This is a genomic window from Streptomyces sp. NPDC003023 (assembly GCF_042888225.1).
Lineage (GTDB): Bacteria > Actinomycetota > Actinomycetes > Streptomycetales > Streptomycetaceae > Streptomyces.
Genome location: NZ_JBIAPL010000001.1, coordinates 304,871 through 330,420 on the forward strand (window position 1 = coordinate 304,871; position 25,550 = coordinate 330,420).

Sequence of the window (25,550 nt, forward strand, 5' to 3'; positions counted from 1 at the left end):
GCTTGTCGAAAGGCCTGTGACTGGCATGCGCATTCTCGGAATCAACGCTCTCTTCCATGACCCCGCCGCCGCCCTCGTCATCGACGGCAGAACCGTCGCCGCGGCAGAGGAGGAACGCTTCTCCCGACGTAAACACGGCAAGCGGCCACTGCCCTTCTCCGCCTGGGAACTGCCCGAACAGGCCGCCGCGTGGTGCCTGAAGCGGGCCGGACTGCGGCCCCAGGACCTCGACGCCGTGGCGTACTCCTTCGACCCGTCGCTGGCGAGGCCGACCGACGCCATGGGCCTCGACGACCCCTGGGACCATCTGCGGCTCGCCTACGCGCGGGAGGCCCCCGGCTTCCTGCAGACAGCGCTGCCGGGACTCGACCCGGACATCGTCCGCTTCGTACCGCACCACATGGCGCACGCCGCCTCCGCGGCCTTCGCCGCGTCCGACGCCGACACCTCCTCCGTCCTCGTCCTCGACGGCCGCGGCGAGCGCGCCTCGCACCTCGCCGCGCGCCGTGTCCACGGCCGGCTGGAGGCGCTGCACGCGCAGGAACTGCCCCACTCCCTGGGGCTCGTCTACGAGGAGCTCACCGAGCACCTCGGATTCCTGCGCTCGTCCGACGAGTTCAAGGTGATGGCCCTTGCCTCGCACGGCACGCCCCGGATGCTCGGCGAGCTGCGCAAGTACGTCCACCCCACCGGGGACGGCGGTTTCCGCGCCACCGGCGTGCCCTGGCACCAGTTCTGCGCGCCCCGAGGCTCCGAGGAGGCATGGACCCAGGAGCACGCGGACCTCGCCGCCGGCGCGCAGGCGGTCCTCGAGGAGACCATGCTCGACCTCGTGCGCCGGCTGCACGGAGTGACGCACGACAGCCTGCTCACCCTGGCCGGCGGAGTCGCCCTCAACTGCGTGGCCAACTCCCGTATCGCGCGGGAGGGTCCGTTCTCCCGCGTGTGGGTGCAGCCCGCTGCCGGTGATGCCGGCACCGCCCTCGGCGGAGCCCTGTTGCTGGCGGCCGGTGAAGGCGACGACCCGGTGCCCATGGACGGCGCCGACCTCGGCAGGGACTGGTCCGACGCGGAGCTCGGGGCCTGGCTGAAGACCGCCGCCGTGCCGTTCGACCGTCCCGCCGACATCGCCGCGACCGTCGCGGAGGCCCTCGCCGACAACGCGATCGTCGCGTGGTTCCAGGGGCGTTCCGAGTACGGCCCGAGGGCGCTCGGCCACCGGTCGCTGCTCGCCCACCCCGGCCACGCCGGCAACCTCGAACGCCTCAACGACGTCAAGGGCCGCGAACAGTTCCGGCCGGTCGCCCCGATGGTGCTCGCAGAACGTGCACCCGAGATGTTCGACGGCCCCATGCCCAGCCCGTACATGCTCTTCGTCCACGACGTGGCCCCCGCCTGGCGGGAACGCATCCCGGCCGTCGTCCATGTCGACGGGACCGCACGCATCCAGACCGTCGACCGGAACCGTGAACCCCTGGTGGCCAGGATGCTCGGCGAGTTCGAGCGGCTCACCGGGCTGCCCGTCGTCGTCAACACCAGTTTGAACACCGCCGGCCGGCCCATGGTCGACGATCCCCGCGACGCCCTCGAATGCTTCGGCTCCTCACCCGTCGACCTGCTGGCCATCGGCCCGTACGCCATCCGGCGCTGCGACTTCTTCCGCCGCTGCGACGACGCGGACGACGCGGACGCCGCGGGCACGGGAGCGGCACGATGACCGGGCACGGGGCCGCGCCCCCGCGCTACACCGTGGTGATACCGACCCTCGGCCGGCCCAGCCTGAGCGCCTGCCTGCGGGCGCTGTCCGCCGCCGCCGGGCCCGGTCCGTCCCGCGTGGTCCTCGTCGACGACCGCCGCGGCGCCCCGCGCGTCCCGCTCCCGGTCGAGATCCCGGCGACGCTGAGACCCGTCACCTCGGTGGTGCCGGGCCGGGCGCGGGGTCCCGCCGCGGCCCGCAACACCGGCCTGCGGGTGGCCGGCCCCCTGCCGTGGATCGTCTTCCTCGACGACGACGTGGTGCCGGGGCCCACCTGGTGCGAAGACCTGGCCCGCGACCTCGCCGGCGCGGGACACCGCACCGGCGGGGTCACCGCCCGGATCGACGTGCCACTGCCCGCCGACCGCGCTCCCACCGACTGGGAACGCAACACCGCGGGGCTCGCCACCGCCCGCTGGATCACCGCCGACATGGCCTACCGGCGCGAGGCTCTGGAGGCCGTCGGCGGCTTCGACGAACGCTTCCCCCGGGCATTCCGTGAGGACGCCGACCTCGCCCTGCGGGTCCAGGCCGCCGGCTGGGCGCTGACGGCGGGCACCCGCAGCACCACCCACCCGGTGCGGCCGGCCGGCCGCTGGGTCTCCGTACGCGTCCAGGCCGGGAACGCCGACGACGTTCTCATGAACCGGCTGCACGGCAGCGACTGGTGGCAGCGGGCGGACGCGCCACGGGGGCGCCTGCCCGGGCACCTCGCGGTGACCGCCGCCGGGGCGGCGGCGCTCTCCTGCGCGGCGCTGGCCAGGCCCGCCGCGGCCACGGTGTGCGCCGCGCTGTGGCTCGCCGGAACGGCCGAGTTCGCCTGGGCCAGGATCGCGCCCGGGCCCAGAACCCGTGACGAGGTCGTGTCGATGGCGCTGACCAGCGCACTCATTCCGCCCGTGGCCGCCTGGCACTGGATCGGCGCGCACCTGCGCCACCGCATCACGCCGCCGGCGCGGCGGTCCGGTCCGGTCACGTTCCAGAGCTCCGCTGACCGGCCGGCCAGGGAAGCGGTGCTGCCATGAGCGCCCCGTGCTCGGTCCCGACCGCCGACGGCCCGTGGCTCTTCACCGGTCCGGCCGCCGCGCGCTGCACCGTGCCGCCACCGGACGCCGTGGGCCTGCCCGTCGCGGTCCTCTTCGACCGTGACGGCACGCTCGTCGCCGACGTCCCCTACAACGGCGACCCGTCACGGGTCGTGCCGATGCCGTCGGTGGCGGAGGCACTCGCCGCCGTGCGGGCGCTCGGAATACCGGTCGGCGTCGTCAGCAACCAGTCGGGCGTGGCCCGCGGTCTGCTGACCTACCGTCAAGTGGCCGCCGTGCAGCGGAGGATCGACGCGCTCCTCGGACCGTTCGCCGTGTGGGCGGTCTGCCCGCACGGACCGGACGACGGCTGCGGGTGCCGCAAGCCCGCGCCCGGGCTCGTGCTCGCGGCGTGCGACCGGCTCGGTGTGTGCCCGGCGCGCACGGCCGTCATCGGCGACATCGGCTCCGACGTGGACGCCGCCACCGCCGCGGGCTCGCGCGGGGTCCTGGTCCCCACGGCGGCCACCCGCCCGGAGGAAGTCACAGCCGCACACGACACGGCCCTCGACGTGCTGGGGGCGGTACGGCTGGTCCTGGACCCGACGGCACGATGCCGCCGCCCCGCGCCGCAGCCGCACCGCGGAGGCGCGAAGCCGCTCGGCCCCGGCCCGGCAACCTCCGTGCCGGGCGCGCCTTTTGGTCCGGCAACGTCCGTGCCGGGCATGCCCGTTGGTTCGGCAACGTCCGTGCCGGTGACGCCTCGCGTCCCGGCGACCCCTGTGACGGCCTCGTCCTTCGGTCCGGCAACCTGCGTGCCGGGCATGGCTTTTGGTCCGGGGGCAGTCGCCGCCGCGAATGATCCCGCCGGGGCGGCCGGGGATCGTACGGATGGGCCGGCGGCCCGGCCCGTGCGGAAGCGGTCGGCCGCGCCTGGTGGGGGAGGGCCGTGTCCCACGGTGGCGGCCGGTTCCGGGGCACCTGGGGGAGCGGGCCGCCCGGTCGCGCTCGCCGACGATCTGGCCGGGGAAGGCGCAGCGTCCGCGGCACCCGACCCCGCCCCGCAACGGGCCCTGACGCAGGAGGCGCGATGAACGGGCGACCGAGGACGCTGGTCGTGCGGCTCGACAGCGCCGGCGACGTGCTGCTGGCCGGCCCCGCGGTCAGGGCCGTCGCGGCGGGCTCTTCGCACACCGCCATGCTCTGCGGCCCGCTCGGCGTGCACGCCGCGCATCTGCTGCCCGGGGTGGACGAGGTGCTGGTGCACGACGCCCCTTGGGTCGGTCTCGAACCGGCACCTGTGTCGTACGAGGCCACCCGGCAACTGCTGGAGCGGCTGCGGGCCGGCCGTTACGACCGGGCGCTGATCCTCGTCTCCCACCACCAGAGCCCGCTGCCCGCCGCGCTGCTGCTGAAGCTGGCCGGCGTCGGGCGGATCGCCGCGGACAGCGAGGACTACCCCGGCGCGCTGCTGGACCTGAGGCACCACCGGAGGCCGCACCGCCACGAGGTGGAGGCGGCGCTGGATCTGGCCCTCGACTTCGGGTTCGCCCTGCCGCCCGGCGACGACGGCGCCCTGCGCGTCGGGGCGCCGCCCGGGACCGGACACCTGACCGGGCCGGAGCCGTACGTGGTGCTGCACCCGGGGGCGGCCGTGCCCGCGCGCGCGTGGAGCGCGGAGCGGGCGGCAAGGGCGGCCGCCGCGCTCTCCGCCGCCGGTCACCGGGTCGTCGTGACGGGTGGTCGCGCGGAGAAGGACCTCACCGCGGCGGTCGCCGCCGACCACGCGCTCGATCTCGGCGGTCTGACGGACTTCCACCAACTGGCGGGCGTGCTCGCCGGCGCGCGGGTCGCCGTGGTCGGCAACACCGGGCCGGGGCATCTCGCCGCGGCCGTCGGCACGCCGGTCGCCTGCCTGTTCGCCCCGGTCGTGCCGGCCGAGCGCTGGCGCCCCTACAACGTGCCGCACGTACTGCTCGGCGATCAGGCCGCCGGGTGCGCGGGGAGCAGGGCGCGCGGTTGTCCGGTCCCCGGCCATCCCTGTCTCGACGGTGTCGGCAACGCGGAGGTGCTCGCCGCCGTGGCGGCCCTCGGCGCGACGGAAGAGGAACGAGGCGCGCGACGATGAACATTCTGCTGTGGCACGTGCACGGCTCCTGGACGACGGCGTTCGTGCAGGGCCCGCACACCTATCTCGTTCCGGTCACTCCCGACCGGGGACCCGACGGCCTCGGGCGGGCCCGGACCTTCGCCTGGCCGGATTCGGTGCGGGAGGTGACACCGGAGCAACTGCGCGACGAGGCCGTCGACATGGTCGTACTGCAGCGGCCGCACGAGTCGGAGCTCGCCGAGCGCTGGCTCGGCGGGAGACGCCCCGGCCGTGACGTACCGGCCGTCTACCTCGAGCACAACGCGCCGGACGGCGACGTACCCGCGACCCGGCACCCGTGTGCGGATCGCGACGACCTGACGCTGGTGCACGTCACGCACTTCAACCGGTTGTTCTGGGACAACGGCCGGACCCGCACGGAAGTCGTCGAACACGGCATCGTCGACCCCGGCCACCTCTACACGGGCCGGCTGGCCCGCGCGGCGGTCGTCGTCAACGAGCCCGTACGGCGCGGCCGTCACACCGGAACCGATCTGCTGCCCGCGCTGGCGCAGGCGGCCCCGCTGGACGTCTTCGGCATGCGTACCGAGGGTCTCGCGGAGCACCTCGGTCTGCCGGAGTCCCGCTGCCGCACCGCCGACCTTCCGCAGGACGAACTCCACGGCGCCATGGCGGAGCGGCGCATGTATCTCCACCCTGTGCGCTGGACCTCCCTCGGCCTGTCGCTGCTGGAGGCCATGCACCTGGGAATGCCGGTCGTCGCCCTCGCCACCACGGAGGCCGTCGAAGCGGTCCCCGCCGGCACCGGAACGCTGTCCACCCGGCCGGAGGAGCTGGCACGGGCCGCCCGGCGGTATCTCCACGAACCGGAGGCCGCGGCGGAGGACGGCGCCAGGGCCCGCCAGGCGGCGCTCCGGCGCTACGGCCTCAAACGCTTCCTCGACGACTGGGAACGCCTGATGACGGAGGTGCGCGCATGACCGATCGCGATCTCATCGGCACGGAAGCGCTGTCCATCGCGCTCGTGTCCGAGCACGCCAGTCCGCTCGCCGCCCTCGGCGGAATCGACGCGGGCGGCCAGAACGTCCATGTCGCACGCCTTGCGGGCGCTCTCGCCGACCGCGGCCACCGGGTCACCGTCTACACACGCCGTGACCGGCGCGACCTGCCCGACCTGATGCCGCTGCGTGCCGGAGTCGATGTCCGGCATGTGCCCGCCGGGCCCCCGGAGGCGATACCCAAGGACGAACTGCTGCCCCACATGCTCGGCTTCGGCCGTCACCTGGCCCGTGACTGGCAGACCCGCCCTCCCGACGTGGTGCACTCGCACTTCTGGATGTCGGGCCTCGCGTCGCTGCACGCCGTACGGGAACTCGGGCTGCCGCTGGTGCACACCTTCCACGCGCTCGGCACCGTCAAGCGGCGCAACCAGCGGCACGCGGACACCAGCCCGCCGGCCCGGATCGCCTGCGAGAAGGAGGTCGGCACCGGCTGCGACCGGATCATCGCCACATGCCGCGACGAGGTCGTGGAGCTCGCCGCCATGGGCCTCCCCGCCGACAAGGTCGATGTGGTGCCGTGCGGTGTCGACACCGACCAGTTCACGCCGGACGGGCCGGTCGCGGAACGCGGCGCCCAGCGCCACCGACTGATCCAGGTGGGACGGGTGGTCCCGCGCAAGGGCGCCGCCGTGTCCATCACCGCGCTGACCCGGCTGCCCGGCGTCGAACTGCTCGTGGTCGGCGGCCCGCCGCCCGGCCGGCTCGAGGACGACCCGGAAGTGAGCCGGCTGCGCGACCTGGCGTACGGCCTCGGGGTCGCCGACCGGGTCGTCTTCACCGGGGCCGTCGCCGGTGAGGACATCGCGCCGCTGCTGCGCAGCGCCGACGTGGTGCTGTGCCCCGGCGACTACGAGCCGTTCGGGATCGTCCCCCTGGAGGCGATGGCGTGCGGCAGGCCCGTCGTCGCGACGGCCGTCGGCGGCCAGCTCGACACCGTCGCCGACCCGGACACGGGGCGGCTCGTGCCACCCCGCGACCCCGACGCGCTCGCCCGGGCCGTGGCCGGCCTGCTCGCCGACCCTGTGGCGCGGGAGGCGTGCGGAGCGGCGGGACGGCGACGGGTCCTCGGCCGGTACAGCTGGACGGGGATCGCCGCCGCCACCGAGAGCGTGTACGCCGGGGCCCTGGCCGCACGGCCCGCCCCGAGAGGGGTCTCCGGGGTGCCCCGGGCGACCGGGGTGATGTGACCCGGGCCTGCCGCCGGAGCGACCACGGACCGACCACGGACCGACCACGGACCGACCACGGACCGACCCTGACCGACCCTGACCGACCACGGACCGACTACGAGACCGCTGATTTCCGACGAGACCGCCGACCGACCGCCAACGAGACCGCGCAGCACCGACGTTCGAAGGAGGTGCGGGAGCGGCCGTCGTCCCCTGGACGCCCGGCCGCCCCGACCAGCATGAACGAAGCCCTTGCAAGCGAGGCCGCGCACCGGCACTGCCAGTCGCTCCAGGACGCGCTCGTCCGGTTCCGCCACCAGAACCTGGGGCAGATCACCGCATGGGGCGGCCACCTCGCCGCGGTCCTGCCGGTCGGCGGCCGGCTGCTGGCCGCCGGCAACGGCGGCAGCGCCGCCCAGGCGCAGCATCTGACCGCGGAACTCGTCGGCCGCTACCGCGACGAACGGCCCGCCCACTCCGCCGTCGCCCTGCACGCGGAGACGTCCAGCATCACCGCCATCGCCAACGACTACGGCTTCGACCAGGTCTTCACCCGGCAGGTCGAGGCCCACGGCCGCCCCGGCGACATCCTCGTACTGCTGTCCACGTCCGGCGGCAGCGCCAACCTGATCAGCGCGGCCGCGACCGGACGGGCGGCCGGACTGAGGGTGTGGGCGATGACCGGACCGCGCCCCAACGTACTGGCGGAGGCCGCCGACGAGGCGCTCTGCGTCGACGCGGACTCCGCCGCGACCGTGCAGGAGGCGCATCTCGTCGCCGTCCACCTGCTCTGCGAGGCGTTCGACCTGGCGAGCGCCGCGCCCGCGTCGACCGTACGGCGCGCCCCGGGGGCGTCCGCGACCCAGGCCGCCGTCGCCCGCCGGAGGATGTCGTGAGCACCCGGGGACCGCTCGTCGTGGTCGGGGACGTCCTGCTGGACGAGGACATCTCCGGCGTCGCCGCCCGGCTCGCCCCCGACGCCCCCGCGCCCGTCGTCGACGTGCGCAGCGACCTGCGCCGCCCCGGCGGCGCGGGACTCGCCGCCGTACTGGCCGCTCGGTCCGGCTGCGAGGTGGCCTTGGTGACCGCTCTCGGCGACGACCCGGCCAGCGAGGCGGTACGCCGTGCGCTGTGCGGAAGGGTCCGGCTCGTGGAGGTGCCGCTGAACGGCACACTGCCGGTCAAGACCCGCGTGATCGCGGGCGGTCGGCCCCTCGTACGGATCGACCGCGGAGGCGGCACGCCCGGTGAACCCGACGACGCGGTGCTCACCGCGCTGGCCGACGCGCACACCGTTCTCGTCGCCGACTACGGGCGGGGCACGGCCGGCGCCGTCCGGGAGCACCTGGCGGCGGCCGCGCACCGGGTCCCGCTGGTGTGGGACCCGCATCCCAACGGGGACGCGCCCGTGCCCGGCGCGCGGATCGTCACGCCCAACGCGGCGGAGGTCTCGTCCCTGACGACCGAACCCGCCGCCGGGGCGGGCCGGTCGCTGCGGGACTTCGCCGAGTACGGCAGACGGCTGGCGGAGCGGTGGCGGGCGGCGGCCGTGGCCGTCACCCTCGGCGACCGCGGCGTGCTGCTGACCGCGCCCGGCGACGGGACGCCGATGCTGGTCCCCGCCCCGTACCGGGCGGTCGGCGACACATGCGGAGCGGGTGACTGCTTCGCGGCCGCGACGGCCGCCGAACTGGTCGGCGGCGCCCTGCCGGAGGAGGCGGTCCAGCGGGCCGTCGTCCGGGCGGCGGCGTTCGTGGCGGCGGGCGGCGCGGGCAACACGGACCTGTGGCGCACGGCGGTCCCGGCCCGCCCGGCGCGGGTCGTGGAGAAGGACCCGTTCGCCCTGGTGGAACGCGTCCGGGCGCGCGGCGGGACGGTGGTCGCCACCGGCGGCTGCTTCGACCTGCTGCACGCCGGTCATGTGGGGCTGCTGGAGAGCGCGCGGCGCATCGGCGACTGCCTCGTCGTCTGCGTCAACTCGGACGAGTCGATCACCCGCCGCAAGGGTCCGGGCCGCCCGCTCAACCCGGTGGAGGACCGGGCCCGGGTGCTCGCCGGCCTCGGCAGTGTGGACGCCGTCGCGGTCTTCGACGAGGACACCCCGATCGCGCTGCTGAACCGACTGCGGCCCGACGTCTGGGTGAAGGGCGGTGACTACGCCGTCGAGGAACTTCCGGAGGCCGACGTCGTACGGGCATGGGGCGGACAGGCCGTCGTGCTGCCGTACCTCGACGGCCGCTCCACCACCCTGCTGGCCCGCCGCGCGGCCGAGTCCCAGGCCGCCGCCGTGCGGAGCCCGTCGCGCTGATCCGCCGCACAGGAGGCCGAGATGACCACGAACGCGCGGCGCCCCGGCGGCGCCCGCCCGCGGATCCTGGTGCTGCGGGCGCTCGGGCTGGGGGACCTGCTGGCCGGCGTACCCGCGCTGCGTGCCCTGCGGCGGGCCATGCCGGACCACGACCTCGTGCTGGCCGCCCCCGCGCGGCTGGCCGGGGCCGTTGCGGCGACCGGACTGGTGGACCGGCTGCTGGCCACCTCCGCCGCCGGCCGGGCCGTACCCGCCGAACTGGGCTGGGCGGGCCCCGCTCCCGACCTCGCCGTGGACCTGCACGGCAACGGCCCCGAGAGCCGCGGGCTGCTCGCCGCTCTCCGTCCGCGCCGCCTGTACGCCTACGCACAGCCGGACGCGCCCGAGTGGCGGGACGACGAACACGAACGGGAGCGCTGGTGCCGGCTGCTCAAGGGGTACGGTCTGCCGGCCGACCCCGACGACCTGGTCGTGCCGGCGCCGACGGCGCCCTCGCCCGCCCCCGGAGCCGTCGTGCTGCACCCCGGCGCGGACGCCCCCGCCCGCTGCTGGCCCGCCGAGCGGTTCGCCGACGTGGCACGGGAGCTGAGCCGCGCCGGACACCGGGTCGTGGTGACGGCCGGGGCGGCGGAGGGGCGGCTGGCGGCTTCGGTGGCCGACCGGGCGGGACTGGCGCGAGGCGCGGTCTTCGGCGGGACCGGCGGCGACGTCGCGTTCGGCACGCTGGCCGCGCTGATCGCCCACGCCCGCTGCGTGGTGGCGGGGGACACCGGACCGGCCCACCTGGCGACCGCGCTCGGCACCCCGTCCGTCACGCTGTTCGGCCCGGTGGCACCCCGTCTCTGGGGTCCGCCGGCCCGGCCGCGCCACCGGGTCCTGTGGCACCCCGGCGCCGACGACGATCCCCGTCCTGGGGACGCGCACGGCGACCGGCCCGACGAGCGGCTGCTGCGCATCACCGCCGCCGAGGTGCTGGAAGCCGTACGCACCCTGCCGCCGCCGGCGCCGACCGGTCCGGGCACGGCTCAGGCAGCGGTGCCCAGCGCCGGCTGAGGGATCGGGGCGGAGTCCTCGGTCCGTACGGCCACCGGCCCGGAACCGCGGCGCTCGCGCAGCAGGTAGCCGGCCGCGATGGCACCGGCGATCAGCAGCCCGCCGGTGACCAGGGCACCGCGCGCCCCGGCCAGCTCCATGAGCAGACCCAGCGCCGGCGGCCCCGCCAGACCCCACACCGTCTTGACACTGCCCCAGACGCCCAGGACGCGGCCCCGCATGTGCGGCGGCGGATCGGTCTGCAGCACGGTGGTCCCCGCGGTGTCGGAGACCGACTCCACCACGGCCATGGGCAGCACGACGACCAGCAGCACCGCGAGCGACGGCGAGAGCCCGGCGACGATCTGCAGCACACCGCCGGCGGCTGCCAGGACGCCCACCAGCCGCACGGACGGCCGGCGCAGCCGGGCTCCGAGCACCGCGCCGAGGATGCCGCCGACGGCCAGCACGGTGGAGACGGTGCCGAACGCCCCCGCCCCGCCGGCGAGCGGCCCGACGACGAGCACGGCGAGCGTGAGCTGGTAGTTGCGTCCCAGCACGGCGCTGAGCCCGGTGACCCCGGCGAGTGCGACCAGCCGCGGCCTGCGGGCGAAGTACCTCAGCCCTTCGCGCATGCTCATGTCCTGGTCCTGCTTTCGGTCCTCTGCCGGCACGGTGGGCTGCTCGTCCGGGTGGCCGGAGCCGTCCTTGCCGGAACGGGCGAGGACGGCTCCGGCAACCGGCCGCAGGAACGGGATGACGGCGGTGACGAAGAGGAACGAGACCCCGTTCGCCGCATACGCGGCGGCCGTGCCGAGGAAGCCGACCGTCACACCCGCGAGGGCCGCCCCCGCCAGCCTGCCCGCGTTGTGGACGAGCGAGCCGACGCCGATCGCGGAGGGGACGTCCTCCGTACGGACGAGGTCGTTGCCGAGCAGGGCGCAGGCGGGGCCGTCGACGGTGGCGATGACGCCCGTGACGGCGGCCAGTGCCATCAGGACGCCCAGGTTCAGCTGGTCCACCGCCACGAGGAACGACGTCAGGAAGGCGACGGCGCCGAGCAGTGCCTGGCTGACGGCCGCGGTCAGCTTGCGGGGCCAGCGGTCGACGGCCGCACCACCCGCGAGACTCATCAGCAGTCCGGGGGCGGCCTGCACGGACATCGAGAGACCCGTCGCGGCGGCCGAGCCCGTGATCTGGAGCACCAGCAGGTTCTGCACGGTGAGCTGCATCCAAGTACCGGCGTTGGAAACGAAGTTCGCGACGGACCACCAGCGCATGCTCGGGTATTTGAGGCAGCGCCACGGAGAGCTGGCGCCCAGCAGGCGCCGGGCGAGGCGGCCGGAAGGAACGGCGGCGGCAGCGGAGGAGGACGCGGAGGAGGGCGCGGAAGAGGACGCGGAAGAGGGCGCGGAAGAGGGCGCGGAAGAGGAAGCAGACACGGTCGGATCACCCGGATGACGAGTCCCGGGGGGACCCATGTGGTGGAACGCGGCGGAAGCTTGTGACACCGGCTGCACTGCGCGGCCGCTCCACCAAGATGGCGCTGACCATCGTGGCAGACGGTTCCCGAGAAGCACTCCTGCCCGGCCCGCCGGGGACGTCCGTCGGGCCACCGAGCCCTTGTGCCGACTGGGATCGCGAACTGCTGGTGGGCTTGCTCACAGGCATCGCGCCCGGCCGGGCGGCCCGCGCCCCGAGTGCCGTCCGCAGTTGCGCGGGTCACAGTGAGAAGGCGGGGGCCGAGGGCGCGGAGGAAAGGCAGAGCATTGGACGGCGGAGTGCAGGTGGACCTCGACGGCAGGCAGGCACTGGTGACCGGCGGAGCGCGAGGGCTGGGGGCCTCCATCACCCGCGGGCTCGCCGCGGCCGGGGCATCCGTACTGGTCGCGGACGTACGCAGGGACCTGGCGGAGGCACTGTGCGAACAACTCGCCGCCGACGGGGGCAAGGCGAACTTCGTGGCGCTGGACGTACGCGACTCCGACGCGGTCGCGGATGTCTTCCGTGAGCTCGAGGAGGACGGCGGCCACATCGACATCCTGGTCAACAACGCGGCTGTCGACGTCTGCAAGCCGATCGAGCACCTGACGGCGGACGAGGTGACCCGGGTGATCAGCACGAACCTGCTCGGACCGATGTTCCTCTGTCTGGAGACGTACCGCCGGATGGTCGCGCGTGGCGGCGGTCACATCGTGAACATCCTCTCCACCGCGGCCAACCGGACATGGACGGAGGCCGGCCCGTACGCAGCCGGCAAGTCCGGCCTGCGCGCGTTCACCCACACGCTCTTCCAGGAGGCGCAGCGCGACTGCCCCGGCATCGGTGTCACCGGCATCATCGCGGGCGGCATGGCCACGCCGTTCATCCTCGAGCGCTTCCCCGAGGCGGACCTCGACATGCTGCAGAGCCCGGACATCGTGGCCGACACCGTCCTCTACGCGCTGTCCGTCCCCGACACCAGCGCCGTGTCCGAGCTGGTTGTCGTGCCGAGGAAGGAGCCGTCATGGCCGTGACGCCCGTGGGCCCGCAGCGAGGCGGGCAGGCCCCGGTCGCCGTCGTGACCGGCTCCGACTCCGGCATCGGACGCGCCACCGCGGTCCGCCTCGCCGCGGCGGGCATGGACATCGGAATCACCTTCCACACCGACAGGGACGGGGCGCAGGCGACGGCGGAGGAGGTACGTGGCCACGGGCGTCGCGCGGCCGTCGCCCGTATGGACCTGACGGTGCTCCCGGACGCCGCCGACGTGATCGACCGGCTCGCCGGCGAACTGGGCCGGCTCGACGTGCTCGTCAACAACGCGGGCACCGGCACTGCCACACCGTTTCTCGACCTGGACCTCGGCACGGTCCGCGAGGTCGTCGACGTGGACCTCGTCGGCCCCTTTCTGTGCAGCCAGCGGGCCGCGCGCCTGATGATCGACCAGGGGGACGGCGGCCGGATCGTCAACGTCACCTCGGTCCACGAGCACCAGCCCCGGGTCGGTGCCGCGCCCTACTGCGCGGCCAAGGGCGGTCTCGGTCTGCTCACCCAGGTGATGGCGCTCGAGCTCGCCGAGCACGGCATCACCGTCAACTCGGTGGCGCCCGGCGAGATCGCGACGCCGATGACCGGCCAGGAGGACGAGGACCCGAGGGCCGCCGAGCGCCCCGGCATCCCGCTGCGCCGCCCCGGTGACGCGAGGGAGGTCGCCGCGGTGATCGCCTTCCTGACCGGTCCGGAGGCCGGTTACGTCACCGGCGCGTCGTGGTCGGTCGACGGCGGAATGCTGCGCATGGGGCCCATGGCGGGCTCCCATCTCAGGGACGACTCCTGGCGCCGTCCCTGAGATGAGGTCCCTGGCCTGGAGGACCGCTCCCGCCCCCTCGTGCGGGAGCGGCCTCGTCCTGGGGATGGGGGCCGGACCGGCCCGTGGGGAGTGGTTCCGCGAACCCTTCGGCCGTCAGCCGGGGAGACCGTTGGCGCGGGCCACGCCGCCGTACCACAGGGCGCTTCGCTTAGGGGTGCGCCGCTGCGTCCCGAAGTCCACGCGGACGACGCCGAACCGCATCCCGTAGCCCTCCGCCCACTCGAAGTTGTCGAGCAGCGACCACAGGAAGTAGCCCCTGACGTCCGCGCCCTCCTCGACGGCCCGGTGCACGGCGCGCAGATGGCCCTCGATGTAAGCGGTGCGGTCCGTGTCCTCGATCCGGCCGTCGGCGTCGACGGTGTCGTCGAACGCGGCGCCGTTCTCCGTGATGTACATCTTCAGCCCCGGGTGGTCCCGGTGGATGCGCACCAGCTGGCGGCGCAGGCCGTCGGCGTCGATCTCCCAGCCGATGCCGGTCCGCGGGAGTCCGCGGTCGATGAAGCGCACGTCCTCCGCACCCGGCCAGGGCGAGGGCCCCGCGGGCTCGCCGCCGCCGGCGACCCGGTAGGACGTGTAGTAGTTGACGCCGAGGAAGTCGACCGGCGCGCCGATGATCTTCTCGTCCGCCGTCTCGATGTGGTCGGTGCCGCACACCCGCTCGAAGTGCTCCCGTACGTCCGCCGGGTAGGCGCCCTCCATCACCGGGTCCAGGAAGAGGCGGTTCTGCAGCAGGTCGATGCGGTGGGCGGCGTCCAGGTCCGCCGTGCTCGGCGAATCCGCGTCCACCGGGTAGAAGTTGAGCGTGATGCCGACCTCGGCCTCGGGTGCCGCAGCCCGGATCGCGGGGACCGCCAGGCCGTGCCCGAGGAGCAGGTGGTGGGCGGCGCGCAGCGAACCCGCCGGGTCGACCGCACCGGGCGCGTGGATGCCGTTGCCGTAACCGAGGAAGGCCGCGCACCAGGGCTCGTTGAGGGTGCCCCAGAGCTTCACGCGGTCGCCCAGGGCCTCGCTCACCAGCTGCGCGTACTCGGCGAACCGGAACGCCGTGTCCCGGCTGCGCCAGCCGCCTTCGTCCTCCAGGGCCTGGGGCAGGTCCCAGTGGTAGAGCGTGAGCGCGGGCTCGATGCCGTTCTCCAGCAGCGAGTCGACCAGCCGGCTGTAGAAGTCGAGGCCGCGCCGCTCGGCAGGGCCGCGTCCGTCCGGCTGGACACGGGGCCAGGCGACGGAGAAGCGGTAACCGCCCACGCCGAGTTCGGACATCAGGGCGACGTCCTGCTCGTACCGTGCGTAGTGGTCGGCGGCCACGTCGCCGTTGTGCCCGTTCGCCACCTTGCCCGGGGTGTGCGAGAACGTGTCCCAGATCGACACTCCGCGGCCGTCCCGGTCCGCAGCGCCCTCGATCTGGTAGGCGGAGGTCGCCACGCCCCACAGAAAGCCGGGCGGGAAGGCCGCTGCGGCCGGCGGGCGCGGGAGCGCTGCGGAAACCGGATCGTTCTCTGCGGTCATCGTCATCCTCTGATCGGTCGATCGCCGGCGGGGGCGGGTCTGGGCCCGCGCCGGCCGGGCACGAACTCGGCGGAGCTGTTGAGAGCGCTCCCGCTCCGGCGACGGCAGCTCTGCGGCGGGGCAGGCGGATTACCAGAGCTGCGTCAGCCGGAATGGGAGCGCTCCCATGAGATTCGGTCAGCGGGCGCGGGATGTCAAGGGCGCAGGGTTCTGTCGCGGTCATTGACACCGGCCGCGCGAACCGCTTCATTGGTCCGCGGTGCCGCGTCAGTGGTGCTGGTCCCTCACTGTCCGCACAGACGGTGAGGGGTCAGGGTTGTCACGAGGTCGCGCCGTACGTATGGGAGCGCTCCCGCATCCAGCCCGACGACTGCCCCTGACTCAGTCGTCGGCGATGGGGACTGGGAGCGCTCCCGTACGGCCTGTTCCACCCAGGTCCGCCGCTCCACCCAGGTGCGCCGCCCCCAGGTCCGCACCCCCGAACCCGCCCGCGCTCGTCCGCTTCCGTCCCCCGTCCAGGAGGCCCGTACGATGCCCCGCGCCGTCCACCCCAACCCCAACCCCCAACCCAACCCCCGCCCGCGCCGCCGTCGCCCCGCCCGCACCGCCGCCGCACTGGCGGCCGCGCTCACCGCCGCCCTGCTCACCCCCGCCCTGGGCGCCGCTCCGGCTGCGGCCGACAGCGACCCGAGCCCCGTCCGCGTCAACCAGATCGGCTATCTCGCCGCGGCCGACAAGATCGCCACCGTGGTGGCCGGTGCCACCACCCCCCTCGCCTGGCAGTTGCGCGCCGCCGGCGACAACGCGGTGGTCGCCTCCGGCACCACCCGCGTCCACGGCGACGACCCCGCCTCCGGCGACCACGTCCACCAGGCGGACTTCTCCGAGGTCACCCGCGCCGGCGACTACCGGCTGACCGTCGACGGCGCCGGTACCAGCGTGCCCTTCGCCATCCAGAACACGGCCCTCTACCCGCAGTTGGGGCGCGAGGGCATGCAGTACTTCTACTTCCACCGGATGGGCGCACCCGTCGAGGCCCAGTACCTCCAGGACGGCGCCCACGCCCACGCCGCGCTCCACCCCGGTGACGCCTCCGTACCCTGCTACGACGACTGGTGCGGCGGCGAGCGGCTGAACGTGGCCGGCTCCTGGGCCGACGCCGGGGACTTCGGCATCTATCCCGTCAACCACGCCATCTCCGCGTGGACCCTGCTCAACCTCTACGAGCGCGACCCGGCCGCGTACGGCGACGCGAGCCTGTCGCTCCCGGAACGCGGCAACGGACGGCCCGACATCCTCGACGAGGTCGAGTACGGCTCGCGCTTCATGTCGGGGATGCTGCCCTCCACCGGTCTCGCCTCCCACAAGGTGCACAACCACACCTGGAGCGCCTTCCCCGTCACCGACATCGACGCGGAGAACGCCCTCACACGCTCGGCCATGCCGCCGTCCACCAACGCGACCTACGCCGTGGCCCGCACCAACGCCCAACTCGCCCGTGTGCTGCGCCAGTACGATCCCGGCCGCGCCGACGCGCTCTGGGCGAGCGCGCGGACCGCCTGGCAGCGGGCGGAGGCGCAGCCCGACGTCGACTACGCCACCGACTCGGACGCGGAGGGCGGCGGCGACTACCCCGACACCAAGAACAGCGACGACCGCTACGCCGCCGCGGCCGAGCTCTACCTCACGGCCCACCAGCGCTCCGACGGAGCGGCCGCCGGCTACCGCTCCGCCGTCACCGGCTCGCCGCACTACGGCCAGGTCGGACAGTTCGACTGGGCGGAGGTCGCCACCGCGGGCACGCTCTCCCTGCTGACCGTCGCGGCCGACCTGCCCGCCGCCGACACCGCCAGGATGCGCGCCAACCTGACGGCGTTCGCCGACTCGGCCGTCGCCACCCTGAACGGCGAGGGCTACCCCTCCCTCATCCCCGGCTCCGCGCAGTACCCGTGGGGCTCCAACTCCTTCATCGCCAACCGGATGCTGCTCCTCGGCACCGCCCACCGGCTGACCGACGACATCCGGTACCTCAAGGCCATGCACCGCGGCATGGACTATCTGATGGGCAACAACGCCATGCGGCTGTCGTACGTGACGGGCTACGGCGAATACGCCGAGTCCGACCTGCACGACCGGCTCGCCTGGGGCCGTTACCCGGCCACCCCCTACCCGAAGGGCTGGCTCTCCGGCGGTCCCAACAACGAGAACATCAACGACCCGGCCACCCCCACCGGCCGGCCCGCGGCCAAGTCCTACGCGGGACCGGACACCGCGCCGGAGGCCTGGGGCTCCAAGGAGAACACCGTCAACTGGAACGCGCCGCTGGTGTGGACGGCGACGTATCTGAACCGCACGGCGGACCGGCTGGCGGTCGGTGGCCCGGCGCCCGGCGTCTCACTGCTGTCGCAGAACAGGCCCGCCTGGGCGTCGTCGTCGGAGAACAGCGGGCTCACCCCGCGCCAGGCCGTCGACGGCCGCGACGACACCCGTTGGAGCAGCGCCTTCCAGGACAACCAGTGGATCAACATCGACCTGGGGGTGTCCCGGTCGGTGTCCCGCGTGGTGCTCAAGTGGGAGGCGGCGTACGCCAGATCGTTCCGGATCCAGGTCTCCGACGATCCCGCCTTCCGCACCTGGACGGATCTGTACTCCACCTCCGGCGGAACGGGCGGCACCCAGACGCTCGACGTCGCCGGCCAGGGGCGCTACGTCCGCCTCCTGGGGCAGACCCGTGCCACCCCGTACGGCATCTCGCTCCACGAGATCCAGGTCTTCGGACGCTGATCGACGCCCGCCGATTCACCCGTCCCGTTCCAAGGGGTCGCCACCGAGCTCCGTGGTGGCGGCCCTCGGCGTTCCCGGGGCCGGACCCGGGAACGCGCCGCTCCCGAGGGCGGGCCCGGGGGGAGCCGGAGTCAGGCGGAGTCAGGCGGTTTCCCTGCGCACCAGTTCGGTGCGCAGCACCATGTTCCGCCACGCGGCGCCGGGGTCGGCCATCTGGTCGAGGAGAACGCCGGCCATGGTGCGGCCCATCTCCTCGACGGGCTGGCGGACCGTGGTCAGCTGGGGGTCTGTGTGCTGCGCGAGCGGCGAGTCGTCGAAGCCGATGACGGCGACGTCGTCGGGCACCCCGCGACCCGCGGCGCGCAGGGTGTGCAGCGCGCCGGCGGCCATCACGTCGGACGCGGCGAACACCGCGTCGAGGTCGGGGTGGAGGCGCAGCAGATCCTTCATGGCGTGGCGGCCGCTCTCCTCTGTGAAGTCGCCGGCGGCCACCCACGAGGGCTCGAACTCCGCGCACGCGCCGCGGACCGCCTCCTCGTAACCGCGCAGCCGGCACTGGGCGACGTACATGTCCCCGCGGCCGGTGATGGTGACGATCTTGCGGCGGCCGGACTCCGCCAGGTGGCGCACGGCGAGTCGCGCCCCTCCGGCGTTGTCGGAGTCGACGTACGACACCGTTTCGTCGCTCGTCCGGCGGCCGTTGAGGACGGTGGGCATGTCCATCTCGGAGAGCAGGTCGGGGAGCGGGTCGTCGCGGTGGACGGAGACCAGCAGCACTCCGTCGATTCGGCGGGCCTTCGCGTACTGGAGGAACCGGCTGCGCTCGCGCTCGGTGCGCACCAGGGTCAGCAGCAGCTGCAGTTCGGTGTCGGCCAGGCCGATGCCGACACCGTGGATGATCTCGGAGAAGTAGGGCTCGGTGAAGAACCGCTTCTCGGTCTCCGGGACGACCAGGGCCACCGCGTCGGTGCGGCTGCCGGCGAGGGCGCGCGCGGCGTGGTTCGGGATGTATCCGAGCTCGGCGATGGCCTGCTCGACGGCGTGCCGGGTGGAGTCCCGGACCCCGGGGGACTTGTTGATCACCCGTGACACGGTGCCCCGCCCGACGCCGGCCAGAGCGGCGACCTGCTCGAGTGTGGGCTGGCCGTAGCGGCCCCGTGCTGCCATGCGTGACCTCCGGTGCGGTTTTGCCGTGTGCGTCGATTCTCCCTTGGAGACCATGGTGACAGAGAGATCGGGAGCGCTCCCATTATTGATCGCTCCGATTCGGCTTGTCGAGCCGGGGCAGGGGCGGCCGTCGGGGCGGCGACCGCGGCTCGGTGAAGCGGCGGGCAGGTGGGTGATATGGATTGATCAATGCGCTTTGCCCGTCGTGAAAAGCGGGAGATTCTCACGCCGGAGACATCTCGGAGCAATAAAGCTCTGTTTCTCGACCTTGACAGAGGGTGTCGACGCCGGGAAGCTTTCGAGCCAAGCAGTAGTGGGAGCGCTCCCACTTCCCATTGCGGGACTGCTGTGCACCGCTTCCTCACTTCCCCTCTTGTGACCGGTCCTGCTCGCCGTCAGCCCCACTCTGTCGCTCGGGCCCGCCACCAGCCGAAACAGTCGTAGGAGCCTCGAATGCGCATATCTCCCGGTGATGTCCCGCGCAGACGCCGCGCAGTCACCCTCACCACCGCGGGCCTGCTGTCCCTGGGCCTCCTCGTGACCGGATGCGGCGGCTCCGGCGACGAGGGCGGCAGCGACGGCGCGGGTGGGACGATCACCCTCCGGGTCGGCACCTTCGGGTCGTTCGGCTTCGACAACAAGACGGGCGCCAAGCTCTACGCCGAGTACGAGAAGCTCAACCCCGGCATCAAGATCGAAGAGACGAACGTCGCCGACGGCCAGAAGTACTGGGACGCCCTGAAGCTGAGGCTCTCGCAGGGCAGCGGGCTCGCCGACATCCAGGCGGTCGAGGTCGGCTACATCGCGGAGGCCACCGGCGAGGCGATGGCCGGCAAGTTCGTCGACCTCGGCAAGGCCGAGGGTGTCGACACCTCGAAGTTCCTCGACTGGAAGGTGCAGCAGGCCACCACCGGCGGCGGCCAAACCATCGCGCTGGGCACGGACATCGGCCCCATGGGCATCTGCTACCGCAAGGACCTCTTCGAGAAGGCCGGGCTGCCCACCGACCGTGAAGAGGTCGGCAGGCTGTGGGCGGGCGACTGGGCCAAGTTCCTCGAGCAGGGGGAGAAGTACAAGGCCAAGGCGCCGGCCGGGACGGCGTTCCACGATTCGGCGAGCGGCCTGTTCAACGCGGTCGTCTCCAGCCAGCCCGAGCAGTACTCCGGCAAGGACGGCCGGTTGCGCTGGGACAGCAGCCTCGGCGTGATGAAGGCGTGGGACACCGCCGTCAAGGCCGCGCAGGGCGGACTGACCGCCAAGCTGCGGCAGTTCGACGAGAAGGGCACCTGGAACGCGGCGTTCAAGAACTCCAGGTTCGCCACGGTCGCCTGCCCGTCCTGGATGACCGGCATCATCAAGGACCAGGCGGGACCCGCCAACAAGGGCAAGTGGGACATTGCCCAGGCGCCCGTCCCCGCGAACTGGGGCGGCTCCTTCCTCGCCGTGCCGAAGGCCGGCAAGCACACAGAGGAGGCCGCGAAGCTCGCCGCCTGGCTGACCGCGCCCGAGCAGCAGGCGAAGGTGTTCGCCGTCAACGGCAACATCCCCTCGACCACCGAGGGCCTGAAGTCGCAGACGGTGCAGAACGCGCAGCCCGAGTACTTCCCCGGCGTCCCCGTCGGCAAGATCTACTCGGAGGCGGCGCAGCAGATCAAGCCCGCCCCGATCGGCCGCTGGGACGGCCAGCTGAAGACCTTCCTCACGGACAACGGCATCCTCGACATCGAGACTCGCGGCACCTCGCCCGAGAAGGCCTGGAACAACGTCAGGAAGCTGGTCGAGGACAAGATCGACCAGTAGTCGCCGCCCTCCCGCCGGCTGCCCCGCGGCAGCCGGCGGCCCCTTCGCGGGTGCCGTGAAGGCACTCGCCGTTCTTCCGCCACCACTCACCAGGGAAAGGGCGCCTGATGGCCACCTCCCTCCAGCCCGACCAGGGCGCCGAAGTGATCGCCGCCTCGTCCGGCCCACCCAAGGCGCCGAGGCACCGGGACCCGTCCGGCTGGCGCAGCCGCCTCTACCGCCTCGACCTCAAGGCGACCCCGTACGTCTATGTGGCCCCGTTCTTCCTCGTGTTCGCGGCCTTCGGGCTCTTCCCGCTCGTCTACACGGGCTGGCTCTCGCTGCAGAAGGTCGAGCTGGGCGGCACCGCGGAGTGGCGGGGTCTGGAGAACTACACCAGGCTCTGGGACAGCGACTTCTTCTGGAACGCCCTGGCGAACACCTTCACCATCGGTGTGATCTCCACCGTGCCGCAGCTGCTGATGGCGCTCGGCCTGGCGCATCTGCTCAACTACCGCATCCGCGGCCGGGGTTTCTACCGGGTCGCGATCCTCGCCCCTTACGCGACGTCCATCGCGGCCGCGGCCCTCGTCTTCGCCCAGCTGTTCAACACCGACTACGGGCTGATCAACCAGCTGCTCGGCTACGTCGGCATCGACCCGGTGCACTGGGAGACCGAGAAATGGCCCGCCCAGATAGCCATCTCCACCATCATCACCTGGCGCTGGACCGGGTACAACGCGCTGATCTACCTGGCCGCGATGCAGGCCGTGCCGAACGATCTCTACGAGGCGGCCGCACTCGACGGGGCGTCCCGCTTCCGGCAGTTCGTCAGCATCACCATCCCCTCGATCAAGCCGACGATCCTGTTCACCATCGTCGTCTCCACCATCGGGGCCACCCAGCTCTTCGGTGAGCCGCTGATCTTCGGCGGGAGCCTCGGCATCGGCGGCGGCAGCGGCAACCAGTACCAGACGCTGAGCCTGCTGATGTACGAGAAGGGATGGGTCACCGGTGCGCTCGGCCAGGCATCCGCGATCGCCTGGGTGATGCTGCTCCTGCTGCTGGCCATCGGACTCGTACAGCGCCTGCTCAGCCGGTCGAGCGCGCGGAAGAAGAACGGAGCGGCACACTGATGAGCCATGTGCTGGACAAGGCGCCGGCCGCGTCGCCCGCGAAGGTGCGCCGGCGGCGGCTGGGCCAGAAGGCCGGCCGGCAGCACCACGGCGGCCCGCTGACGTACGCGCTGCTGGTCTTCGCCGCCGTGATCTCCCTGTTCCCGCTGTACTGGAACCTGGTCGCCGCCTCCCACACGGGGGAGCGCGTCGTCCAGGCCCCCAGCCCCCTGCTGCCCGGCAAGGAGCTGTTCAACAACCTCGAAGTCGCCTGGAACCAGGTCGACATGGGCGAGGCGCTGATCAACACGACCATCGTGGCCGGCGCGGTCGCGCTGAGCACGGTGCTCTTCGCGACGCTCGCCGGGTTCGCCTTCGCCAAGCTCCGCTTCAAGGGACGCAACATACTGCTGGCGGTCGTGGTCGCCACGATGACGGTTCCTCCGCAGCTCAGCGTCATCCCGCTCTACCAGCTGATCACCGAGTTCGGCTGGGTCGACCAGTTGCAGTCGGTGATCCTGCCCAGTCTCGTCGCCGCGTTCGGCGTGTTCTTCATGCGGCAGTACCTGCTGGAGGCGCTGCCGGTCGAGCTCATCGAGGCGGCCCGGATGGACGGCGCGCACAGCCTGCGCATCATCTGGCACGTCGTCTTCCCGATCGCCCGGCCGGCGATGGCGGTCCTCGGCATGCTGATCTTCGTCCAGGCCTGGAACGACTTCTTCTGGCCGTTCATCGCGCTCACACCGGACGGTTCACCCACCCTCCAGGTGGCGCTCGCGGGCCTCGGGTCAGGTAATCACACCGTCAACCATGCGATAGTACTGACCGGCGCGTTCATCGCGACCGTACCGCTGCTCGTGGTCTTCGCCGTCCTCGGCAAGCACATCGTCGGGGGCATCACCTCGGGCGCGGTCAAGAGCTGACACGCAGGGGAGTCGGGGCCTGCAAGGTGCGTGGGGCACCTTGCGGGCCCCGGCGCATGTCATGGGTCGATCGCCCTGCCCCGGCGCGTTAGCCGTTCCCGGCCTCCGCGCGCCCGCGTACCCGCCGCCCCAGGTCGACGTGGGGGCGGCTCAAGCGGGTGCGGCCTGTGCCGTCGCGGACGCCCTCGCGCACGCGGCGCGCAGCTCCGCCGGCCCGATGAACTCGGTGTGCGTCCCCTCCGACCCGCAGGCGAAGGCGCCCGACACCGAGCCGGCCAGCACGCACTCCTCCATGTCGCGGCCCTCGAACAGCGCGTGCAGGAACGCGGTGACGAACGCGTCCCCCGCACCGTTGCTGTCCACGACCGGGCGCTCCGGGCGTACGGCGGGGAAGCGGCGCACCTTCCCGCCGCGCACCAGCAGATGGCAGCCCTCCGCGCCGGCGGTCGCCACGACGAGCCGCGCCCGGCCCTCCTCCACGATCTGGTGCATCACCTCGTCGAGCCGACCGTCGAGGGCGGCCGCGCTCAGGAAGACGTAGTCGGAGGCCAGCGCGTAGTCACGGTGGTGCGGATCGCGGCCGTCCCAGTCGTGCAGGTCGGTGGAGCTCGTGATCCCGAGCCGGTGGACGTCCTCGTACATGTCGCGGTTGTGACCGACGATCGAGAGATGGACGTGACGGGCGCGTTCCAGGAACGGCAGGTAGAAGGCGCGCGGCAGTCGCAGGCCGGCCGGGTGGCGCCCGTCGTAGAAGGAGAAGCGCCGGCCCTCGGGGTCGACCAGGTTGACCCCGCGCGGGGTGCCGTGCGGCGAGACGACATGGCTGAAGTCGAGGCCGTGCGCGGCGTACGCCTCGAGCACCGTCCGGCCCTGGACGTCGTCGCCGAGGAAGTCGATGAACTTGGTGGCAAGGCCCAGACAGTGCCAGCCGAGCGCCACCCCGTTGCCGGTGTGGCCCACGTAGTCGCGCACCGGAGGCACGAACACCGAGTCGCCCGGCGGTACTTCGAGCGCGTCCACCCGGACGACAGTGTCCACACCGGTGCCGCCGACGACCAGCACGTCGAAGGGGTCGTCGCTCAACTCGGCCTCATTCCCGGGCCGCGGCCCGCTTCACGGCGGAGGCGGTCGAACCGCGCACCACCAGTTCCGGCATGAACACGAACTCGCTGTGCGGGGCGGGTGTGCCCTCTATCTCCTCGAGCAGCGCACGCACCGAGGCCTGACCCATCGCCTGCACCGGCTGGCGGATGGTGGTCAGCGGGGGATCGGTGAACGCTATGAGCGGTGAGTCGTCGAAGCCGACGACGGAGATGTCCCTCGGCACGTGCAGACCCTGCTGCCGGGCCGCCCGGATGGCGCCGAGCGCCATCATGTCGCTGGCGCAGGCGATCGCGGTGCAGCCCCTGGCGATGAGCGCGGCCGCCGCGGCCTGGCCGCCCTCCAGGGTGTAGAGGGAGTGCTGGATCAGCTCCTGCGACTCCTGCGGCGACAACCCGAGCCGCTCCTCCATGGCGAGCTGGAAGCCCTCGATCTTCCGCAGCACGGGTACGAACCGCCGGGGGCCGAGCGCGAGACCGATCCGGGTGTGACCGAGGGAGGTCAGATGGGTCACGGCGAGTTGCATCGCGGCCCGGTCGTCGGGGGACACGAAGGGGGCCTGCACCTTGGGGGAGAAGCCGTTGACCAGGACGTAGGGAACGCCCTTGGCACGCAGCTGGTCGTAGCGCTCCATGTCTGCGGTGGTGTCGGCGTGCAGGCCCGAGACGAAGATGATCCCGGAGACACCGCGGTCGACGAGCATCTCGGTGAGCTCGTCCTCGGTGGACCCGCCCGGGGTCTGTGTGGCGAGCACCGGCGTGTAGCCCTGACGCGTCAGGGCCTGGCCGATGACCTGGGCGAGGGCGGGGAAGATCGGGTTGTCCAGTTCGGGGGTTATCAGGCCCACCAGGCCCGCGCTGCGCCGGCGCAGCCGCACCGGCCGCTCGTAGCCCAGCACGTCGAGTGCGGCGAGCACGGATTCACGGGTGGCCGCGGCCACGCCGGGCTTGCCGTTGAGCACGCGGCTGACTGTGGCTTCACTGACCCCCGCCTGGGCTGCGATGTCGGCGAGCCGCGCGGTCATGGGAGTGGACTGTACCGGGCGCGCGTCGGATTGCCCACCAGGTGCGGGATTCGTCGGGTTCGAGCGTCCTGTCGCCGCCCGGCCCGTACCGGGGGCCCGCGCGGGGGATGAGACGTGTCACAGCGCTGCAAAGCCTTGCGGAGTGCTTGCGGAGGCCCCGTGTCCCGGCGCACCCTGGGACTGCTTCGGCGGAGAGGGGCCTGTCAACCGGTCCTTCGGCAACCCTCAGGACACGCGGATGTAACGATCACCCGTCCTTGCAGAAATTTGCCGCAAGGTCTTTCCGATGGTTTTCAGCCCTGTTACGTTCCTGGCAACCCGGCACCGCGAGGGAGCGG

General features: G+C 73.0%; 21 protein-coding genes. 16 read left to right on the top strand and 5 right to left on the bottom strand.

The genetic code is table 11. The features are described from left to right. Positions 1–25: 25 nt before the first annotated feature. The 9 genes from ACFYV1_RS01140 (at position 26) to ACFYV1_RS01180 (ending at position 10,482) form a co-directional block, all read left to right on the top strand. Complete coding sequence (locus ACFYV1_RS01140) at positions 26–1,717, top strand: carbamoyltransferase (protein ID WP_389393230.1); 1,692 nt, start codon at positions 26–28, stop codon at positions 1,715–1,717. Further along, positions 1,714–2,781, top strand: a complete 1,068-nt coding sequence (locus tag ACFYV1_RS01145; protein WP_389393231.1) for a glycosyltransferase family 2 protein — start codon at positions 1,714–1,716, stop codon at positions 2,779–2,781. Before ACFYV1_RS01140 ends, ACFYV1_RS01145 begins: the two co-directional genes overlap by 4 nt. Continuing rightward, the gene (locus ACFYV1_RS01150) at positions 2,778–3,875 is read left to right on the top strand and encodes an HAD-IIIA family hydrolase (protein ID WP_389393232.1); all 1,098 of its coding nucleotides are present in this window, start codon (positions 2,778–2,780) and stop codon (positions 3,873–3,875) included. Before ACFYV1_RS01145 ends, ACFYV1_RS01150 begins: the two co-directional genes overlap by 4 nt. Then, positions 3,872–4,909, top strand: a complete 1,038-nt coding sequence (locus ACFYV1_RS01155; RefSeq protein ID WP_389393233.1) for a glycosyltransferase family 9 protein — start codon at positions 3,872–3,874, stop codon at positions 4,907–4,909. The genes ACFYV1_RS01150 and ACFYV1_RS01155 overlap by 4 nt, the downstream gene beginning before the upstream one ends. Then, on the top strand, positions 4,906–5,871 hold the full coding sequence (locus ACFYV1_RS01160; RefSeq protein ID WP_389393234.1) for a glycosyltransferase: 966 nt from the start codon (positions 4,906–4,908) through the stop codon (positions 5,869–5,871). The genes ACFYV1_RS01155 and ACFYV1_RS01160 overlap by 4 nt, the downstream gene beginning before the upstream one ends. Then, on the top strand, positions 5,868–7,139 hold the full coding sequence (locus ACFYV1_RS01165; RefSeq protein WP_389393235.1) for a glycosyltransferase: 1,272 nt from the start codon (positions 5,868–5,870) through the stop codon (positions 7,137–7,139). The genes ACFYV1_RS01160 and ACFYV1_RS01165 overlap by 4 nt, the downstream gene beginning before the upstream one ends. Positions 7,140–7,360: 221 nt before the next feature. Continuing rightward, positions 7,361–8,017 carry an SIS domain-containing protein gene (locus ACFYV1_RS01170; RefSeq protein WP_389393236.1) on the top strand — a complete coding sequence of 219 codons (657 nt, stop codon included), beginning with the start codon at positions 7,361–7,363 and terminating at the stop codon, positions 8,015–8,017. Next, on the top strand, positions 8,014–9,429 hold the full coding sequence (gene rfaE2, locus ACFYV1_RS01175) for a D-glycero-beta-D-manno-heptose 1-phosphate adenylyltransferase (RefSeq protein WP_389393237.1): 1,416 nt from the start codon (positions 8,014–8,016) through the stop codon (positions 9,427–9,429). Before ACFYV1_RS01170 ends, rfaE2 begins: the two co-directional genes overlap by 4 nt. Before the next feature lie 21 nt (positions 9,430–9,450). Then, a complete protein-coding gene (locus ACFYV1_RS01180; RefSeq protein ID WP_389393238.1) occupies positions 9,451–10,482 on the top strand; it encodes a glycosyltransferase family 9 protein in 1,032 nt (343 codons plus the stop codon). On the opposite strand, the gene ACFYV1_RS01185 is transcribed toward ACFYV1_RS01180, so the two are convergent. Continuing rightward, entirely contained in the window at positions 10,455–11,741 is a 1,287-nt protein-coding gene (locus ACFYV1_RS01185) for an MFS transporter (RefSeq protein ID WP_389393239.1), read from the bottom strand. The genes ACFYV1_RS01180 and ACFYV1_RS01185 overlap by 28 nt on opposite strands. 10 nt (positions 11,742–11,751) lie before the next feature. Between ACFYV1_RS01185 and ACFYV1_RS01190 the strand changes: the two genes are divergently transcribed. From ACFYV1_RS01190 to ACFYV1_RS01200, 3 genes are all read left to right on the top strand, one after another. Then, entirely contained in the window at positions 11,752–11,922 is a 171-nt protein-coding gene (locus ACFYV1_RS01190; protein WP_389393240.1) for a hypothetical protein, read from the top strand. 308 nt (positions 11,923–12,230) lie between these two features. Then, positions 12,231–12,977 carry an SDR family oxidoreductase gene (locus ACFYV1_RS01195; RefSeq protein ID WP_389393241.1) on the top strand — a complete coding sequence of 249 codons (747 nt, stop codon included), beginning with the start codon at positions 12,231–12,233 and terminating at the stop codon, positions 12,975–12,977. Next, positions 12,968–13,792 carry an SDR family oxidoreductase gene (locus ACFYV1_RS01200; protein ID WP_389393242.1) on the top strand — a complete coding sequence of 275 codons (825 nt, stop codon included), beginning with the start codon at positions 12,968–12,970 and terminating at the stop codon, positions 13,790–13,792. The genes ACFYV1_RS01195 and ACFYV1_RS01200 overlap by 10 nt, the downstream gene beginning before the upstream one ends. A 114-nt stretch (positions 13,793–13,906) precedes the next feature. Here the strand turns inward: ACFYV1_RS01200 and ACFYV1_RS01205 are convergent, their stop codons facing one another. Beyond that, positions 13,907–15,319 carry a GH1 family beta-glucosidase gene (locus ACFYV1_RS01205; RefSeq protein WP_389393243.1) on the bottom strand — a complete coding sequence of 471 codons (1,413 nt, stop codon included), beginning with the start codon at positions 15,317–15,319 and terminating at the stop codon, positions 13,907–13,909. Positions 15,320–15,850: 531 nt separating this feature from the next. Between ACFYV1_RS01205 and ACFYV1_RS01210 the strand changes: the two genes are divergently transcribed. Next, positions 15,851–18,103 (top strand): glycoside hydrolase family 9 protein, encoded by a 2,253-nt coding sequence (locus ACFYV1_RS01210; protein ID WP_389393244.1) that lies wholly within the window; start codon positions 15,851–15,853, stop codon positions 18,101–18,103. 141 nt (positions 18,104–18,244) lie between these two features. On the opposite strand, the gene ACFYV1_RS01215 is transcribed toward ACFYV1_RS01210, so the two are convergent. Continuing rightward, complete coding sequence (locus ACFYV1_RS01215; protein ID WP_389393245.1) at positions 18,245–19,270, bottom strand: LacI family DNA-binding transcriptional regulator; 1,026 nt, start codon at positions 19,268–19,270, stop codon at positions 18,245–18,247. Between the two features lie 453 nt (positions 19,271–19,723). Here ACFYV1_RS01215 and ACFYV1_RS01220 point away from each other — a divergent pair, with 453 nt between their 5' ends. From ACFYV1_RS01220 to ACFYV1_RS01230, 3 genes are all read left to right on the top strand, one after another. Continuing rightward, entirely contained in the window at positions 19,724–21,070 is a 1,347-nt protein-coding gene (locus tag ACFYV1_RS01220; RefSeq protein WP_389393246.1) for an ABC transporter substrate-binding protein, read from the top strand. Between the two features lie 107 nt (positions 21,071–21,177). Next, positions 21,178–22,185 carry a carbohydrate ABC transporter permease gene (locus ACFYV1_RS01225; protein ID WP_389393247.1) on the top strand — a complete coding sequence of 336 codons (1,008 nt, stop codon included), beginning with the start codon at positions 21,178–21,180 and terminating at the stop codon, positions 22,183–22,185. Beyond that, complete coding sequence (locus ACFYV1_RS01230; protein WP_389393248.1) at positions 22,185–23,087, top strand: carbohydrate ABC transporter permease; 903 nt, start codon at positions 22,185–22,187, stop codon at positions 23,085–23,087. Before ACFYV1_RS01225 ends, ACFYV1_RS01230 begins: the two co-directional genes overlap by 1 nt. Positions 23,088–23,237: 150 nt before the next feature. Here the strand turns inward: ACFYV1_RS01230 and ACFYV1_RS01235 are convergent, their stop codons facing one another. Together ACFYV1_RS01235 and ACFYV1_RS01240 are read right to left on the bottom strand one after the other, a co-directional pair. Continuing rightward, complete coding sequence (locus ACFYV1_RS01235) at positions 23,238–24,170, bottom strand: carbohydrate kinase family protein (protein WP_389393249.1); 933 nt, start codon at positions 24,168–24,170, stop codon at positions 23,238–23,240. Positions 24,171–24,177: 7 nt separating this feature from the next. After that, positions 24,178–25,212, bottom strand: coding sequence for a LacI family DNA-binding transcriptional regulator (locus ACFYV1_RS01240; protein ID WP_389393250.1), 1,035 nt, complete (start codon positions 25,210–25,212; stop codon positions 24,178–24,180). Positions 25,213–25,550: the final 338 nt, after the last annotated feature.